A 13,392-nucleotide genomic window follows, 5' to 3' on the forward strand; every position below is an offset into this window, starting at 1 on the left:
AAATTTTTGCCTCAAACCCTATCGGCGTAAGAACTTCAGGATTTTGTGTCCAGTAGTTCATTAGTATTTCATTGCTTTAACTCAGGCTCTGTAAGACTTTTAGCCATAGCTAGTATGTTTATACGGGGGAAGTCCAGATATATAATGAGTGTTCACTATCAATCGGGTGTATCTCATATTTGTGAATTTCTCTCACTTATGGTGATCAGCAGAAGTTATACTAAATCCGTTGAGCATAGGCTACATATCAGGACAGGCAAAAGGCACTCATGCAAAAGGGGGAATAAATAATCAGTCTTTAATAACCGGATTTAGTATAACGATTCTGGTTCCAATCACACAATTTAGAGAACCGTTAAAAATCTATGAACTCCCGAAAAGGCTTGCCATATAAGCATTTCACATCTAAGTACAATTGCTTATTGCAAAAGTGGGATGCTCCCCGGGAGATCGGGAGAATCTATTACATCCAATTAGCTGAAACAGTCCGCTTGCAGATTGCACCTAGTCCAAATAAACCGAATCCTAATAAACCAAAGACAGTGGAAGGTTCAGAAACAGTTTGACTAGATTTGGCAACAGATCCATATTCTAAGTGATCTACTTCAAAGCCTCCATCGATTAAAGTCTGAGATATTGAGATAGCTGAAATGCCTGCTAAATTGATAACTCCAAAAAAGCGATCATCAACTGTTGTTCCGTCGTTTCTGGTATCGCCAATCTGTCCCTGACCAAGTGCAATAGTACCTAAAGAATTTCCTTGTGCATCAAACCCTTCAAAAGTTAGTGGTGTTTGATCTATTCCGCCAAAGCTTGAATATGAATCTGTCCAGACAATACCTACATGAGTAGGAAAGTTTCCTAAAGTATTGGCATTGAAAGTAAATTTAAAGCCTCCTATTATTCCATTACCTACTTCAACGAGATAATGACCTTGTTGCCCGTTTCCATCAATCACTCCGTCGTCAATATCAACAGAATCTGTATAAAAACCTGGACCTTCCACGCCAAATGGTAAGCCACTAGCACTAGAGGCTGTAACACCTGGCACATTCAGGGAACCATCCTCAAAATTCTCAAGGTAAAAATAGCTAAAGTTAACATTTTTAAATGGACTATCATTAAAGCTAAGATAAGGAGTTGGTCCGAGTAATGTTGGAGCAGAATTTACAACGGGAGTTTCAATGACTGCACAACCGAGGAAAACTCCAGTAGCTAGTGTTATGGTGGTAATTTTATTAGCCATTCTTTTAGCCTCATCAATTCCTGCTTCAAGCATAAGCCTGATTTCAGCTAATCTAAAGTCGGATGGTGGCGGATAAAGGCGGGAGTTTTATTAATAATCTTGACAAAAAGCGGATTATAGCGGATAATAACGGGTGGGCGTTAGAGGTATGAAGCAACAGGTTAATGGACGTACAAGCGGTGTTGAAATACGTGGATGACCTAGTTTTCGCACAAACGGGGCAACATCTTGACAGTCTGCAAGTTGCGATTCTGAAGGGAGTCCTTAATGGAAAAAAATATACCCATATTTCTGAAGAATATCATTGTTCGGCAGGGCATACTAAAGATGAAGCTTATCAACTGTGGCGCATTCTTTCCGAAGCTTTAGGAGAAGATTTAAATAAGTCTAATTTCCGTGCTACTATTGAAAGATTAGGAGTGGCAAATGCGTACTCCAATATGGTTAATCCTGTGCAAATCGGTAACATTAACCTCTGTGCTAATCCTTCACAAAGTTATGAGACAGAAAATATTGAATCAATAATAGAAGAAACTGCTATACCTTATGTTAAAGAAAGCCTGACAATTCTGGAAAGAGAAAGACAAAAAGCAAAACTAGAAATTATTCCAAACTTAGTCGAGCTTGGCTTGACGGCCGAGCAAATTGCTAGTACGTTGGGATTGTCTCTTGAGCAAGTTAAAAAATGTATTCCTTAATTTTATTTAATGAGCATTGTCCACACAATAGAGATAATTTATGTTTGTTTTTATAAATGCACGTCATCAGCTATCGAAGATTACGAGAATTTACGAATAAACACGCTGATTCCCGAATAGCTTTAGAAAATTGGCATAAAATTGCCAGTCAAGCAATTTGGTATAATTTAGTTGAGGTTCAAACAGTATTTCCCCAAGCAGAAGCAGTTGGTAATTTTACTGTTTTTAACATTAAAGGAAATCGTTATCGCCTTATAACCAGTATCGATTATCAGAAGCGGCTAATTTATATCAAGTATGTTTTAACTCACGCTGAATACGATAAGGAGCAATGGAAAAATGACCCTTACTTTTAATCCAGAAAAATACAAAGAATTACTAGCTCGCCATTTACCTAAAGTTATCAGAACAGAAGCAGAAAATGAAAAAGCTCTGGTTATTGTCGAAGAATTGATGCACCGTCAGCATCGAACTCCCGAAGAAGATGAACTTTATGAGCTTCTAATTTTTTTAATTGAGAATTTTGAAAGAAGCTTTTATCTACAAGAATCAACCACACCTAATTCTATGTTATTGTTTTTGATGGAGCAACAAAGCGTTAACAAGAAAGACATAGCCATAATCCTTGGCTCTGACAAAATTGCTTCTAGTTTAATTGCAGGAAAAGGGTCAATTAGCCAAGAACAGGCGAAATTATTAGGACATTTCTTTCATGTAGATTATAGTTTGTTTATGTAGGGTTTGCGGCAAAAAGTAGGGGCGAAGCATTCGGATAGGAAATCTACGGTTTCAGCGATAGGTTATGCCCGAATGCTTCGCCCCTACAAGACCACGATTCTCTGAAAATCTTGCACTTGTTTTGCGAAATAGACCCCTAAAACCCTTACCTCGTCTATATTTCACATTTATTCAGCCAACCCTAATTAATTATCTCCTCGCCAAAAAAAATCAGGAGCAGAATTTCCACTCCCGATAACCTATTCACTTTAGACTTGCCAATTTATTGGAATATACTGGCAACCTTGGCGCTTACGTCTGGTTGAGTTTCAGCGTAGATATTTTGACGAGTAGCGGCGATTTCTGTGTAAGCTTGACGCACTTCCGAGTTAACTGCCACCGTTTTCACATCGTAGATACGGGTAGCCAGTTGGGGATAGAAACCGATAGCGACAATCAAAGCGAGGAAAGAGACAGCGATAAAGATTTCTCTGGGTTTAGCGTCACTATATTCTGATTCATGAGGGAGGACACAGCTAGTACCAAAACAAACTGCCTGTTCGTTACTTTTGTTGGGGAGAATGTTAGTAATATCGCAGGAAGAACCATCTCCGTAGAAAACTTGACGAAGCATGGAGAGTAGATAAATCGGGGTGAGGATTAAACCAACGGAAGCGAGGAAGACAGTCACAACCCGGAAGGTTTGGCTATAAACGTCACTGCTAGTGACACCGATGAATACAGTAATTTCACTGGCAAAACCGCTCATTCCGGGTAACGCTAGGGAAGCCATGGCGCCGGCAGTAAAGAGAGCGAAGACTTTCGGCATCGCTTGGGCAATCCCACCCATCTCGTTTAAAGCTAAGGTATGGGTGCGGTCGTAGGTGACACCAGCAAGGAAGAATAAGACGGCGGCAATTAAACCGTGGGAGAGCATTTGTAACATAGCACCGCTAATACCCACATCGGTAAAGGAAGCAATCCCTAAAAGGACGAATCCCATGTGTGAAACCGAGGAATAGGCGAGACGGCGTTTCATGTTTTGTTGACCGAAGGAAGCGAAAGCACCGTAGATAATATTGACGACACCGAGAATCGCTAGAATCGGAGCAAAGTAGATATGTGCATCGGGTAAAAGCCCCATATTAAGGCGGATTAAACCATAACCACCCATTTTAAGGAGAACACCAGCGAGAATCATCGATACAGGTGCAGAAGCTTCACCGTGAGCATCGGGGAGCCAAGTATGGAGGGGGAAGATGGCGAGTTTGACTCCGAAAGCGATTAATAAACCGGCGTAAAGGACTAATTCTAAAGCGAGGGGATAATCTTTAAATCCTAATTCCGCCATATCAAAGGTCATGGCACCACCACCGTAGAGGGCCATGGCTAGACCGGCAACGAGGATGAAGATAGAAGCGGCGGCGGTGTAGAGTAAGAATTTAGTGGCGGCATAACGACGTTTTTGACCACCCCAGATGGAAACGAGTAGATAAACGGGAATTAACTCGATTTCCCACATTAAAAAGAATAATAATAAGTCTTGGGCAACGAAAACACCAATCTGAGCGGCGTAGAGCAACAGCATCAGGAAGTAGAATAAACGGGGTTTGCGGTCCACTTGCCACGCGGCCAAGATAGAAAGGGTTGTCACCAATCCTGCTAATAAAACTAACGGTGCCGAGATACCATCCACCGACACCGCCCAACTTAAACCAATTTGGGGAACCCAATCGATTTTTTCTACTAATTGTAGGTTGGGGTTGCTTAAATCATATTTTTGTAAAAAGACGTAACACATTAATATAAAGTCTGCTAGTCCGACTCCAAGAGCGAACCAACGAACAGTTTTTCCTTCCTTGTCGGGGATTACAGGGATTAGGAAGGAGGCAAGCAAGGGGAGCAAAATGATGGCAGTGAGCCAGGGGAAGTTAGCCGTTAGCATGGCAGTAAGAAAAAATACCTATTTCGTTATGTGTTCATTCTATGCGACTTTGTAAAATTTTGTTAATATTTTTTACCAAGTTTTACTATAGATTTTCTTCAATGATCCCCGCACTGTGATTGATCAGCCCAAATAAGCTTGTTTGACTCGCTCATCCTTGAGTAAATCCCCAGCTTCTCCCGCAATAGTCAAGCGTCCCGCTGCCAAAACATAGCCGCGATTGGCAGTTTCTAGGGCTAAATGGGCGTTTTGTTCCACTAACAGGATAGTTACTCCCGATTCGTTTAATTGACGGATAATACTGAAGATTTCTCGCACTATCTGCGGCGCTAGTCCTAAACTGGGTTCGTCTAGTAACAATAACTTGGGACGACTCATTAAAGCTCTGGCGATCGCCAGCATCTGCTGTTCCCCACCGCTTAGGGTTCCCGCTAACTGCTCTCGGCGCTCCGATAGTCGGGGAAACAGTTGCCACTGCTCTTCGATATCACTTTTTACTCCTAGGCGATCGCTTCTCGTATAAGCACCTAACTGCAAATTTGTCAAGACTGTTTGACGAGCTAAGATTCTTCTCCCTTCTGGACTATGGGCAATTCCCCGTTTAACGATTTCATGGGGCGGTAAATGGGTAATATCTTGACCCTGATAGATTATTCGCCCCGTCTTTGCTGTTAAAAGCCGAGATATCGTCTTTAGAGTCGTCGTTTTTCCTGCTCCGTTCGCTCCAATCAGGGTGACAATTTCCCCCGTTTCTACCCTTAAACTAACCTGCTGTAATGCCTTTATTCCGCCATAATTAACCGATAAATCGTTAATTTCTAACATAAACCCCGTCAAATCCCAATAGGATCACTATAGCAGTGATAACTGATAACTGATAACTGATTATCTGCCTAAAACTTCCAAGACCACTGGGGCAACTCCCGACTGGAAGACACCGATAATCGCTGCCGCACCTCTGGAGAGGTCGATGACGCGACCACCGCTAAACGGACCGCGATCATTAATTCGCACCACCACCGAGCGCCCGTTACGCAGATTAGTTACCCTAACCCTAGTGCCGAAAGGTAGATAGCGATGGGCGGCGGTTAAACCACCAGAGTTAAAAGTCTCACCACTAGCGGTGCGACGACCGTGGAAACCGGAACCATACCAAGAGGCCATTCCCCGTTTACGGGGGCGACTGCTGGTTTTTGTCCCTTGGGTTGTTTTCGGCTTCTCTGGCGGTGTCACTGAGGTAGGATTGCTGGCCGGGACTGGTTTGACTTGATTGGGTTGTGATTGGGGTTGTATCGTCGAAGGAATGGCCTCTTGGGTCCAGGGTGTAACGCTTGCGGGGACGGTATTTTCTTTGTCCACTAGGGACTCCAAAGTTTTTAGAATTTCGTTAGCATTATCTTGAACCGAACGTGATAATTTAATATCTGAATCGAATGTTCGACTATTAGAAAAAGCGGACAGAACGGTTTGAGTAGTTGACTCGATAACAGTTTGACGACCTACGCTAATATCCGTCAGGCTGTTGCTGTGTCCTGCTGTCTGGGAACAAATTATCGAGGCTGTAGTCCCCACTACGGTAAGGGCAGTTACAGCTTGTAGTTTGTTGATCAGTTGTTTATTCATAGACTTTCTTATTGTGCGTTAGCAAGTTCCCAATGCAAAGCTGAAGGAATTTGCTAACATTCCTTTTTGCTTGCAAAGCTAACTTGGTTGCGTTCTGTTCAACCGTATCACGGAAAATCGGTTGGTCATTACGAGAATTTATATCGTTATCGGGCAAGAGAATCAAAAATTTAAATAAAGGGTTGACTTGCGCTAAGAACTAAGTTAAGATAGTAGGTTTTGAATTTTTTGTCTCCTAGAGGGGGTCAAGGTTAGGAAAACTTGGGGAATTAGTGAAATTTTGAGAGGGAATAATGCTAGTATTGATAAGGCTTTCAAGGATTATCAGCCCTCCGCGATTTCCCTCTATGTATGCAGATAATGGTTAATAAAACTGTTTTCTTCGCTACAAAAAACCAGATTTTTAAGATCAATGTTAAATCAGACCAAGGGTCAGAGATTAAAAATTATAATAGGGGCTTGACAAGCAACTAAAAATAAGCTGTTATTAGCCAAACTTAACTATAGAATCAGAAATGCTGATACAGGCTAATACTAAATCCTGTTTAAAAGGGATAGGGAAGTGGGGGATTGGGGAAGTGGGGGATTGGGGAAGTGGGGGAGTGGGGGATTGGGGAAGTGGGGGGTTGGGGAAGGGGGGGATTGGGGAAGTGGGGGATTGGGGAGTATTTTGCTGTGAACAGTGAACTGAAAACCCGCATCTGAATCACTGAATACTGGATACTGAAGACCGACTCCTAACCCCACGAAAAGCTTTTTCGGCAAACTCTATCTAATTGTGTGTTGGGTTTCCTTAGGTCAATCCAGTTAGAAAATTAATCGCAGTAACGCACCAATTTAATGACAAAGTTGGTGCGTGGGGTGCGGATTGTTAATTTTGGTTTTTCATCAAAATTAGTAACCGCCTAACGCACCCTACAAGATTAGGCGATCGCAAAATGATGCGATCGCACTCAACCTAATATCAACAGACTTTCTGTTTCACTATCAAAAAATTCAACAATAATTAAAAAATAACCTCTTAAAATTTCGATAATTTTTGAAGTGGGACTATTACCAATACGAAGATAGATAAATTTTGGTGGATGACCATATAATAGACTGCGCTGATGAAAATCGGAGTCTTTAGAGACAATTACAAAATCGTTGAATTTGGCAAATTCCCAGATAAGTGCATCATCAGTATTGATCAGTCCTAAAGTCTTGACGTGCTGAGAATCAGCATATAAATCAATTATTTTATCAATAATCCGATCTGACAAATTTTCATCTAATAACAGTTTCATAAAGAGGTGATAAATAATTTTTTCTCTCGATCAGCAGCAAAAGCCAAACAAGCTTTGATATCCTCGGAAGTTAATTCTGAAAAATCCTCAAGAATTTCTGCTTCTGTCATTCCTGCTGCTAAATATTCTAGAATATCGTACACAGTTATACGCATTCCTCGAATGCAGGGTTTTCCGCTTCGTTTTCCTGGTTCAATGGTAATAATGTTTTGGTAACTCATAATGCTTTAATTATTTTGACCTTCCCAATTATATCTTATTCGATGACAGAGATCGCACTCCACCCCACCGACAAGAACGATCACCCTTCAACTTCGTACCACTCTTAGGGTGTAAAGTGCGAAAGCATAATGCACCAATTTAATAATAAATTTGCTGCGTCGGGTGCAGATTGTTAATTTTGGTTTTTTAACAGAATTAGTAGCCGCAAACACGCACCCTACAAGCTAATTCGTAGGGTGCGTTAGCGTAAGCGTAACGCACCAATTTAATGACAAAGTTGGTACGTGGGGCGCGGATTATTGATTTTGGTTTTTTAACAGAATTGGTGGCCACCTAACGCACCCTAAAAAATCTGATAGTTGCATTAAACAAAGTTAAAATAACTACTATTTAATTGTAAACTACTATTATCTTGAACAACTGCTATCAAATCTGTACCATTATAAATAAGTGTATCTGAAGCACCTCCTCCAACCATATTTTGTTTTTTAAGAGTAATACCAGTTACTGCAGATACTCCACTTACTTTAACTTGAATGCGATCAACAAAAGAGGTAAAATCAGCTATTACTGCATAACCTGGTCCCATATTAAGATTACCTCGATTATTCCCAATTACAAATGTATCACGACCCGCACCTCCAACTAAAGTATCATATTCTGGGACAGTTAGACCGGGGATGCCGTAGTAATAATTAAGAGTGTCCGATCCTTGCAAAATATCGTCACCATCGCCTCCATCAAGATAGTCATTTCCTTCACCTCCCGCAAGAGTATCATTTCCAAGACCGCCATATAAATGATCACGCCCACCAGCCCCAAAAATATAATCATTTTGAGCAGATCCGTAGATTATATCGCCATTTTTAGTACCAGTATAACTGGTAGGAGGAGTATAACTAGGCATATTTAATTACCTCAATTAAAAAGTGGTTGTTTACTAATCATTTACAATAAGTTATAGTTCTACATCATTCAATTAGTCAACACTAGGAATTATGCTAGAATCTGACTAGGAAATTTTTAGGCAAAAATTTATGGATACCAATAATGACCCTTTTTCCCGATCTATGAGTCAACGGGACTTAGAAACTCTTTATCTTGATCTTGCTTCTGTTAAGGGAAAGCGACTGACTCCTACTGAAAAAAAACATTTACAAGGATTACTCTGCGGTTATAGTCCCACAGAAATTGCTGAAAAACTCAAGAAGAGTCGTAAAGGCGTTGAGGTAGATTTATGTACTACACTCTATCAATACGTTAAAGAACTGGTGGGTAATAATAATGGCAAGGTAGAGAATTGGCGTAATATTGCTGAATGGTTAGAGGACGCTGGTTATAAAAGAGATTTTTCTCTTGAATACGATGCCAGTGATTCTATTTCTGCCTTCATTGTTGTGAAAAGAGCGAATATAAAGATTGAAAAAAATCAATTGATGATTGATGTCAATATTCGTTTAGCAACTCCTTTGCCTTCAGAAATGTCAGCAATAAATATTGAAAATAGAGAAGAAGAAAATCACTAGGGGTTTCGGCTGGTTTTGGTAGGCACAATGTATTCTAAGATACAGTCGTTAGGTGAGGAGATTCGCCTATCATTCCGACAAATGAAGAGAACGATTTAAAATATCCTCAATACCGTAGGGACAAACGGGGGGAAACTCTAATCCCGTCTCTCTAAAGGCATCGGAACAAGCAACAGCATAGAGTTTAAATAGGCTTTCATCGGTTAAATATCGCCTTAAACTGGGGCTATCGTCCAAATAAAGCCTAATATTAGCTCTTTCTCGTTGAATAGTTCCCAACCAACTGTGCGATCGCCGTTGGGGTTGATAGTCCCACTTTAATAAATGATGCAAAATTAATCTTAGACTAGCGAGTAAGCGATCGCGCTCCCGTTTCGACAAATCCCGCACCTCTTCGACTAAATTCTCAATATCTAACTCGGAAAACCGACCAGAGGCTAATAAATCGGCCATTTGTTCGGCCCAAAGTCCAAAGTCTTGCTCATAGGATGCCGTCATCAATTTATCTCCTTCTAAGCTCAATTAACATTATATTGAACCTCTTGCATAATTAATTTTTGATGGTTCAAAAACGGCAAAAATAAGGATTAAATGGACTAAAATATGTAAATAGACCATTTAATTGATTATTATTCATTGATAGCCGAGAAACCGGTGTTTTCTCAGCGATCGCCGAACCATTAACGGGTTTTGCGTCTTCGGATGACATTATTAGAATAACGAGAAGGTTTTGGCCGGGGTTCTTTTCCCCCTCCTAATTCGCGACTAACTTGCTGAAAAATATCCCGTCGCAGCACAGGATATTCCCCTATCCACTGGTCGAGTTGGGGAAGATGGACATCAGAAAGCTGATTGATATCCCCTAAATCGGGGTCTCGAGACATTAACAAAGCTTCGGCCACCATCCCAGGACGGATCGATTTATGGATGCGTTTGAGGGGAGCGCGAACGATCGCCGAAAAGCCAGTTTGATCACCGATTTCTAGATTAATACAGCGTTGGCGATTTTCGATAATCTCTAATTCCCCGCGTTTATTGACCCTTTCTTCTTCCCCGATTAATTCCTCGGTTACAAAAGCATCGAAAACGCGACCGCGCCAAAACCCCCCGTAGGGAAGACGACGATAGGTATTATTGCGAACACTGGCCCAATAAACCGGACCCCAGAGCCAATATAAACCGGCGATAATGTCGAAAATCAGTTTAATTGTTAAACCACCAGGGCCGAATAAATTACCGATTAACCAAGCTGCGGTGAGAGCGATGATAGAAATGAATAAACGGCGCAGACAATCAGACCATTTACCCCAATAGTGAGCGTACTGGGGACCTGTGGCGATAATTGGGACAATTTGCTCGATCGATTGACGGGTAAGGGGAACCAACATTATCAGTTATCGATTATCAGTTATCAGTTATAGTGTGCCTAATTGATTCGTGAATCGGTAGGCTCTAGAAGAGGACGTTTACCTTTCCTTTAGGTGCGCTACATCAGTTATGACAGCGTTTCTCATAACTAGATGAAGTGTAACCTAATTTGGTATCGACTACCGACTTCCCAAAAGGAAAATTTTGTACCTCATCACTAAGATAAATGCTATAGTTTTGGGTAATTGTCTATCTGTTGGTCGCCATTCATACCATCGCTAAAAGCTCAGGACTTCTGGCAAAATTTCAGTTAAAAATTAAATCCCTCAAGAAGTCCAATGAAACAATCTATAATAAAATCAATGCTGTTTTGTTCCCAAAGACTGCCACCATGACTTCTTCTCCAGTTAAATCCTTAACTTCTCAGACTGTAACCACTCAACATTTACCCCCGTTAGAAAATGGGGATCGCTTAATTCGTCCCGAATTCGAGCGCCGTTATCAAGCTATGCCAGGATTAAAAAAAGCCGAACTTATCGAAGGAGTTGTGTATATGGCATCCCCATTAAGGTTTAAATTTCATGCTGAACCCCACGGACGTTTAATCACTTGGTTGGGAGTTTATCAAGCTGCTACCCCCCAAGTACAAATGGGTATTGAGCCAACAGTTCGCTTGGATATCGACAACGAATTACAGCCGGATGGGGTGTTATTAATCAGTCAAGAAAGCGGGGGAAAATCAACTCTAAGTGTAGAGGGATACCTAGAAGGATCGCCGGAATTAGTGGTAGAAATTGCCGCTAGTAGTGCCGCCATAGATTTAGGTGATAAAAAACGTGCTTATCGACGCAGTGGCATTCAAGAATACCTTGTTTGGCAAGTATTTGACCAAAAAATTGATTGGTTTAGTTTACAAGATGGCGATTATATTTCTTTGTTACCCAACCAAGAAGGAGTGATTTGCTCTCTAGTATTTCCGGGTTTGTGGTTAGATATTTCAGCCATGCTCAACGGCAATATGTCACGGGTGTTGGACATCTTAAAAGCTGGAATTAACTCGGTAGAACATCAAGAATTTATCCAAAAGTTAACCGCAGCGCAGTCAGAGGAAGCCAAATGAAACCTCCAGCTATTCTCATTTTAGGAGAAACCAGTATTCCCGTGGCTCGTCAAGTGCAAATGGCCCTACCAGAAGCAGTGGTTTATGGGTTAATAAATCGTACCCAGTCGGCTGATTTTACCTATACTAATTTTGGCGAAACAGTGCGAGAATTTTTCCAGACGGGAACGCCAATTATTGGCATTTGTGCGGCGGGTATTTTAATTCGCACTGTAGCACCTTTATTAACTAATAAATGGCAAGAACCGCCTGTATTAGCAATCGCAGAAGATGGCAGCGCCGTAGTGCCTTTGTTGGGGGGTTTACAAGGGGTTAATGATCTGGCTCGTCAAATTGCCTCGGTTTGGCAAATTTCCCCCGCAATTACCACCACTGGTGATATTAGATTTAAAACGACTTTATTGTCGCCACCGCCGGGTTATCAGTTAGTTAATCCCGATGATGCTAAGAAGTTTCTGTCCGATTTATTGGCGGGTGAAGAAGTAAAATTAATCGGTGAAGCGGACTGGTTAAAAAATAGTAATTTACCAATTTCATCAGTGGCAAAATTGAGCATTGAGATTATCGATAAAAATAACTTAAACTTGGCAAAACCTAGCAGTAACTGTTTAGTTTATCTCTGTGAAGAAAGCCAGCAAATTAGGAAAAAATCCAGTTTTTCCCAGGGGGATTTTACCAACGAAAGTCAAGGTAAATTAGCCATAGTCGGAACTGGACCGGGTGCGCTAAATTGGATGTCGCCGGAAGTTCGAGAAGTGTTGGAAAAAGCCACGGATTGGGTGGGTTATAAAACCTATTTGGATTTGGTAGAATCCCTGAGAAAACCAGAAATTGTCCGCCATGAATCGGATAATCGGGTGGAACTCGATCGCGCGGAAATTGCCCTAGATTTAGCGGCTAAGGGGCGATCAGTTGTCTTAGTTTCTTCTGGAGATCCGGGAATTTATGCCATGGCTGCGGCCGTATTTGAGGTATTAGAAAAAAAAGCAAAACAGGAATGGCAGCAGATTGCCATTCAGGTCTGTCCGGGGATTTCGGCGATGCAGGCGGCGGCTGCGAGGGTTGGCGCACCTTTAGGCCATGATTTTTGTGCGATTTCCCTATCGGATCTTCTCAAATCTTGGCAGGTGATTTCTCAGCGCATTGAGTTAGCAGCCCGGGCCGATTTAGCGATCGCATTTTATAATCCTGTGTCTCAAGAGCGCACTTGGCAATTGGAGAAGGCAAAAGAGATTTTATTACAATGGCGATCGCCGCAAACTCCCGTGGTATTAGCGCGTAATTTAGGACGAAAAGGGGAAACAGTGACGGTGAAATTCCTAGAGGATATGACTATTAACGATGCGGATATGCGAACCATAATTTTGATCGGATCGAGTAAAACTCGCCTGATTGAGCAAGGTAAAACCAAGCAGTGGGTTTATACTCCACGTCACTATTAAGTAGGGTCTGCGGCAAAAAGTTTCTTGGTGGGGGCAGGGTGTGACCCCCCCCAACCCCTAGGGCTGTTTCATTCTCCCATCAGAATATCAAAAGTAAAAGCGATCACTATCAGGTAAAATGAGGAGTGACCGCCAACCTTTCAAATATATGTTGAGCTTAATAGAAAAACTAAAACAAGTCAAGGACTTTCGGAAAGAT

Annotated in this window: 16 protein-coding genes; 7 read left to right on the top strand and 9 right to left on the bottom strand. The window is 41.5% G+C overall.

Annotated features, from left to right (window positions below):
* Positions 1-463: 463 nt before the first annotated feature.
* Positions 464-1,279, bottom strand: a complete 816-nt coding sequence (locus IM515_RS25685) for a PEP-CTERM sorting domain-containing protein (RefSeq protein ID WP_287627749.1) — start codon at positions 1,277-1,279, stop codon at positions 464-466.
* Positions 1,280-1,410: 131 nt separating this feature from the next.
* On the opposite strand from IM515_RS25685, the gene IM515_RS25690 reads away from it, so the two are divergent.
* Genes IM515_RS25690 through IM515_RS25700 form a run of 3 tightly spaced genes read left to right on the top strand, consistent with a single transcriptional unit; the run spans position 1,411 to position 2,682 of the window.
* A complete protein-coding gene (locus IM515_RS25690) occupies positions 1,411-1,944 on the top strand; it encodes a helix-turn-helix domain-containing protein (RefSeq protein WP_002788851.1) in 534 nt (177 codons plus the stop codon).
* 56 nt (positions 1,945-2,000) lie between these two features.
* Entirely contained in the window at positions 2,001-2,300 is a 300-nt protein-coding gene (locus IM515_RS25695; RefSeq protein WP_002788853.1) for a type II toxin-antitoxin system HigB family toxin, read from the top strand.
* The gene (locus IM515_RS25700) at positions 2,284-2,682 is read left to right on the top strand and encodes a helix-turn-helix domain-containing protein (RefSeq protein WP_002788855.1); all 399 of its coding nucleotides are present in this window, start codon (positions 2,284-2,286) and stop codon (positions 2,680-2,682) included. The genes IM515_RS25695 and IM515_RS25700 overlap by 17 nt, the downstream gene beginning before the upstream one ends.
* A 262-nt stretch (positions 2,683-2,944) precedes the next feature.
* On the opposite strand, the gene IM515_RS25705 is transcribed toward IM515_RS25700, so the two are convergent.
* From IM515_RS25705 to IM515_RS25715, 3 genes are all read right to left on the bottom strand, one after another.
* Positions 2,945-4,606, bottom strand: a complete 1,662-nt coding sequence (locus tag IM515_RS25705; protein WP_271972416.1) for an NAD(P)H-quinone oxidoreductase subunit 4 — start codon at positions 4,604-4,606, stop codon at positions 2,945-2,947.
* Positions 4,607-4,729: 123 nt separating this feature from the next.
* Positions 4,730-5,431, bottom strand: a complete 702-nt coding sequence (locus IM515_RS25710; protein ID WP_002764664.1) for an ABC transporter ATP-binding protein — start codon at positions 5,429-5,431, stop codon at positions 4,730-4,732.
* 60 nt (positions 5,432-5,491) lie between these two features.
* A complete protein-coding gene (locus IM515_RS25715) occupies positions 5,492-6,229 on the bottom strand; it encodes a septal ring lytic transglycosylase RlpA family protein (RefSeq protein WP_287627752.1) in 738 nt (245 codons plus the stop codon).
* Between the two features lie 515 nt (positions 6,230-6,744).
* On the opposite strand from IM515_RS25715, the gene IM515_RS25720 reads away from it, so the two are divergent.
* Positions 6,745-6,915 (top strand): hypothetical protein, encoded by a 171-nt coding sequence (locus IM515_RS25720; RefSeq protein WP_287698254.1) that lies wholly within the window; start codon positions 6,745-6,747, stop codon positions 6,913-6,915.
* Positions 6,916-7,182: 267 nt separating this feature from the next.
* Here the strand turns inward: IM515_RS25720 and IM515_RS25725 are convergent, their stop codons facing one another.
* From IM515_RS25725 to IM515_RS25735, 3 genes are all read right to left on the bottom strand, one after another.
* The gene (locus tag IM515_RS25725; RefSeq protein ID WP_072927574.1) at positions 7,183-7,515 is read right to left on the bottom strand and encodes a DUF5615 family PIN-like protein; all 333 of its coding nucleotides are present in this window, start codon (positions 7,513-7,515) and stop codon (positions 7,183-7,185) included.
* A complete protein-coding gene (locus IM515_RS25730; RefSeq protein WP_002745983.1) occupies positions 7,512-7,736 on the bottom strand; it encodes a DUF433 domain-containing protein in 225 nt (74 codons plus the stop codon). The genes IM515_RS25725 and IM515_RS25730 overlap by 4 nt, the downstream gene beginning before the upstream one ends.
* 365 nt (positions 7,737-8,101) lie before the next feature.
* The gene (locus IM515_RS25735) at positions 8,102-8,644 is read right to left on the bottom strand and encodes a hemolysin (protein ID WP_287627753.1); all 543 of its coding nucleotides are present in this window, start codon (positions 8,642-8,644) and stop codon (positions 8,102-8,104) included.
* A 130-nt stretch (positions 8,645-8,774) separates the two neighbouring features.
* On the opposite strand from IM515_RS25735, the gene IM515_RS25740 reads away from it, so the two are divergent.
* Positions 8,775-9,263 (top strand): helix-turn-helix transcriptional regulator, encoded by a 489-nt coding sequence (locus tag IM515_RS25740; RefSeq protein ID WP_287627755.1) that lies wholly within the window; start codon positions 8,775-8,777, stop codon positions 9,261-9,263.
* 69 nt (positions 9,264-9,332) lie between these two features.
* On the opposite strand, the gene IM515_RS25745 is transcribed toward IM515_RS25740, so the two are convergent.
* Positions 9,333-9,761 (bottom strand): DUF29 domain-containing protein, encoded by a 429-nt coding sequence (locus IM515_RS25745; protein ID WP_002755834.1) that lies wholly within the window; start codon positions 9,759-9,761, stop codon positions 9,333-9,335.
* 182 nt (positions 9,762-9,943) lie between these two features.
* On the bottom strand, positions 9,944-10,651 hold the full coding sequence (locus IM515_RS25750; protein WP_287627758.1) for a DUF8619 family protein: 708 nt from the start codon (positions 10,649-10,651) through the stop codon (positions 9,944-9,946).
* Positions 10,652-11,022: 371 nt separating this feature from the next.
* Here IM515_RS25750 and IM515_RS25755 point away from each other — a divergent pair, with 371 nt between their 5' ends.
* Together IM515_RS25755 and cobJ are read left to right on the top strand one after the other, a co-directional pair.
* Complete coding sequence (locus IM515_RS25755) at positions 11,023-11,751, top strand: Uma2 family endonuclease (protein WP_287627759.1); 729 nt, start codon at positions 11,023-11,025, stop codon at positions 11,749-11,751.
* A complete protein-coding gene (gene cobJ, locus IM515_RS25760; RefSeq protein WP_287627761.1) occupies positions 11,748-13,193 on the top strand; it encodes a precorrin-3B C(17)-methyltransferase in 1,446 nt (481 codons plus the stop codon). Before IM515_RS25755 ends, cobJ begins: the two co-directional genes overlap by 4 nt.
* The last annotated feature ends 199 nt before the right edge of the window (positions 13,194-13,392 follow it).

This window comes from Microcystis sp. M44BS1, assembly GCF_020244875.1.
GTDB lineage: Bacteria > Cyanobacteriota > Cyanobacteriia > Cyanobacteriales > Microcystaceae > Microcystis > Microcystis panniformis.

Bases quoted from the DNA above. Each gene is read 5' to 3' on its own strand.
- IM515_RS25685 (WP_287627749.1), bottom strand. From the start codon at position 1,279: ATGCTTGAAGCAGGAATTGATGAGGCTAAAAGAATGGCTAATAAAATT.
- IM515_RS25690 (WP_002788851.1), top strand. From the start codon at position 1,411: ATGGACGTACAAGCGGTGTTGAAATACGTGGATGACCTAGTTTTCGCA.
- IM515_RS25695 (WP_002788853.1), top strand. From the start codon at position 2,001: ATGCACGTCATCAGCTATCGAAGATTACGAGAATTTACGAATAAACAC.
- IM515_RS25700 (WP_002788855.1), top strand. From the start codon at position 2,284: ATGACCCTTACTTTTAATCCAGAAAAATACAAAGAATTACTAGCTCGC.
- IM515_RS25705 (WP_271972416.1), bottom strand. From the start codon at position 4,606: ATGCTAACGGCTAACTTCCCCTGGCTCACTGCCATCATTTTGCTCCCC.
- IM515_RS25710 (WP_002764664.1), bottom strand. From the start codon at position 5,431: ATGTTAGAAATTAACGATTTATCGGTTAATTATGGCGGAATAAAGGCA.
- IM515_RS25715 (WP_287627752.1), bottom strand. From the start codon at position 6,229: ATGAATAAACAACTGATCAACAAACTACAAGCTGTAACTGCCCTTACC.
- IM515_RS25720 (WP_287698254.1), top strand. From the start codon at position 6,745: ATGCTGATACAGGCTAATACTAAATCCTGTTTAAAAGGGATAGGGAAG.
- IM515_RS25725 (WP_072927574.1), bottom strand. From the start codon at position 7,515: ATGAAACTGTTATTAGATGAAAATTTGTCAGATCGGATTATTGATAAA.
- IM515_RS25730 (WP_002745983.1), bottom strand. From the start codon at position 7,736: ATGAGTTACCAAAACATTATTACCATTGAACCAGGAAAACGAAGCGGA.
- IM515_RS25735 (WP_287627753.1), bottom strand. From the start codon at position 8,644: ATGCCTAGTTATACTCCTCCTACCAGTTATACTGGTACTAAAAATGGC.
- IM515_RS25740 (WP_287627755.1), top strand. From the start codon at position 8,775: ATGGATACCAATAATGACCCTTTTTCCCGATCTATGAGTCAACGGGAC.
- IM515_RS25745 (WP_002755834.1), bottom strand. From the start codon at position 9,761: ATGACGGCATCCTATGAGCAAGACTTTGGACTTTGGGCCGAACAAATG.
- IM515_RS25750 (WP_287627758.1), bottom strand. From the start codon at position 10,651: ATGTTGGTTCCCCTTACCCGTCAATCGATCGAGCAAATTGTCCCAATT.
- IM515_RS25755 (WP_287627759.1), top strand. From the start codon at position 11,023: ATGACTTCTTCTCCAGTTAAATCCTTAACTTCTCAGACTGTAACCACT.
- cobJ (WP_287627761.1), top strand. From the start codon at position 11,748: ATGAAACCTCCAGCTATTCTCATTTTAGGAGAAACCAGTATTCCCGTG.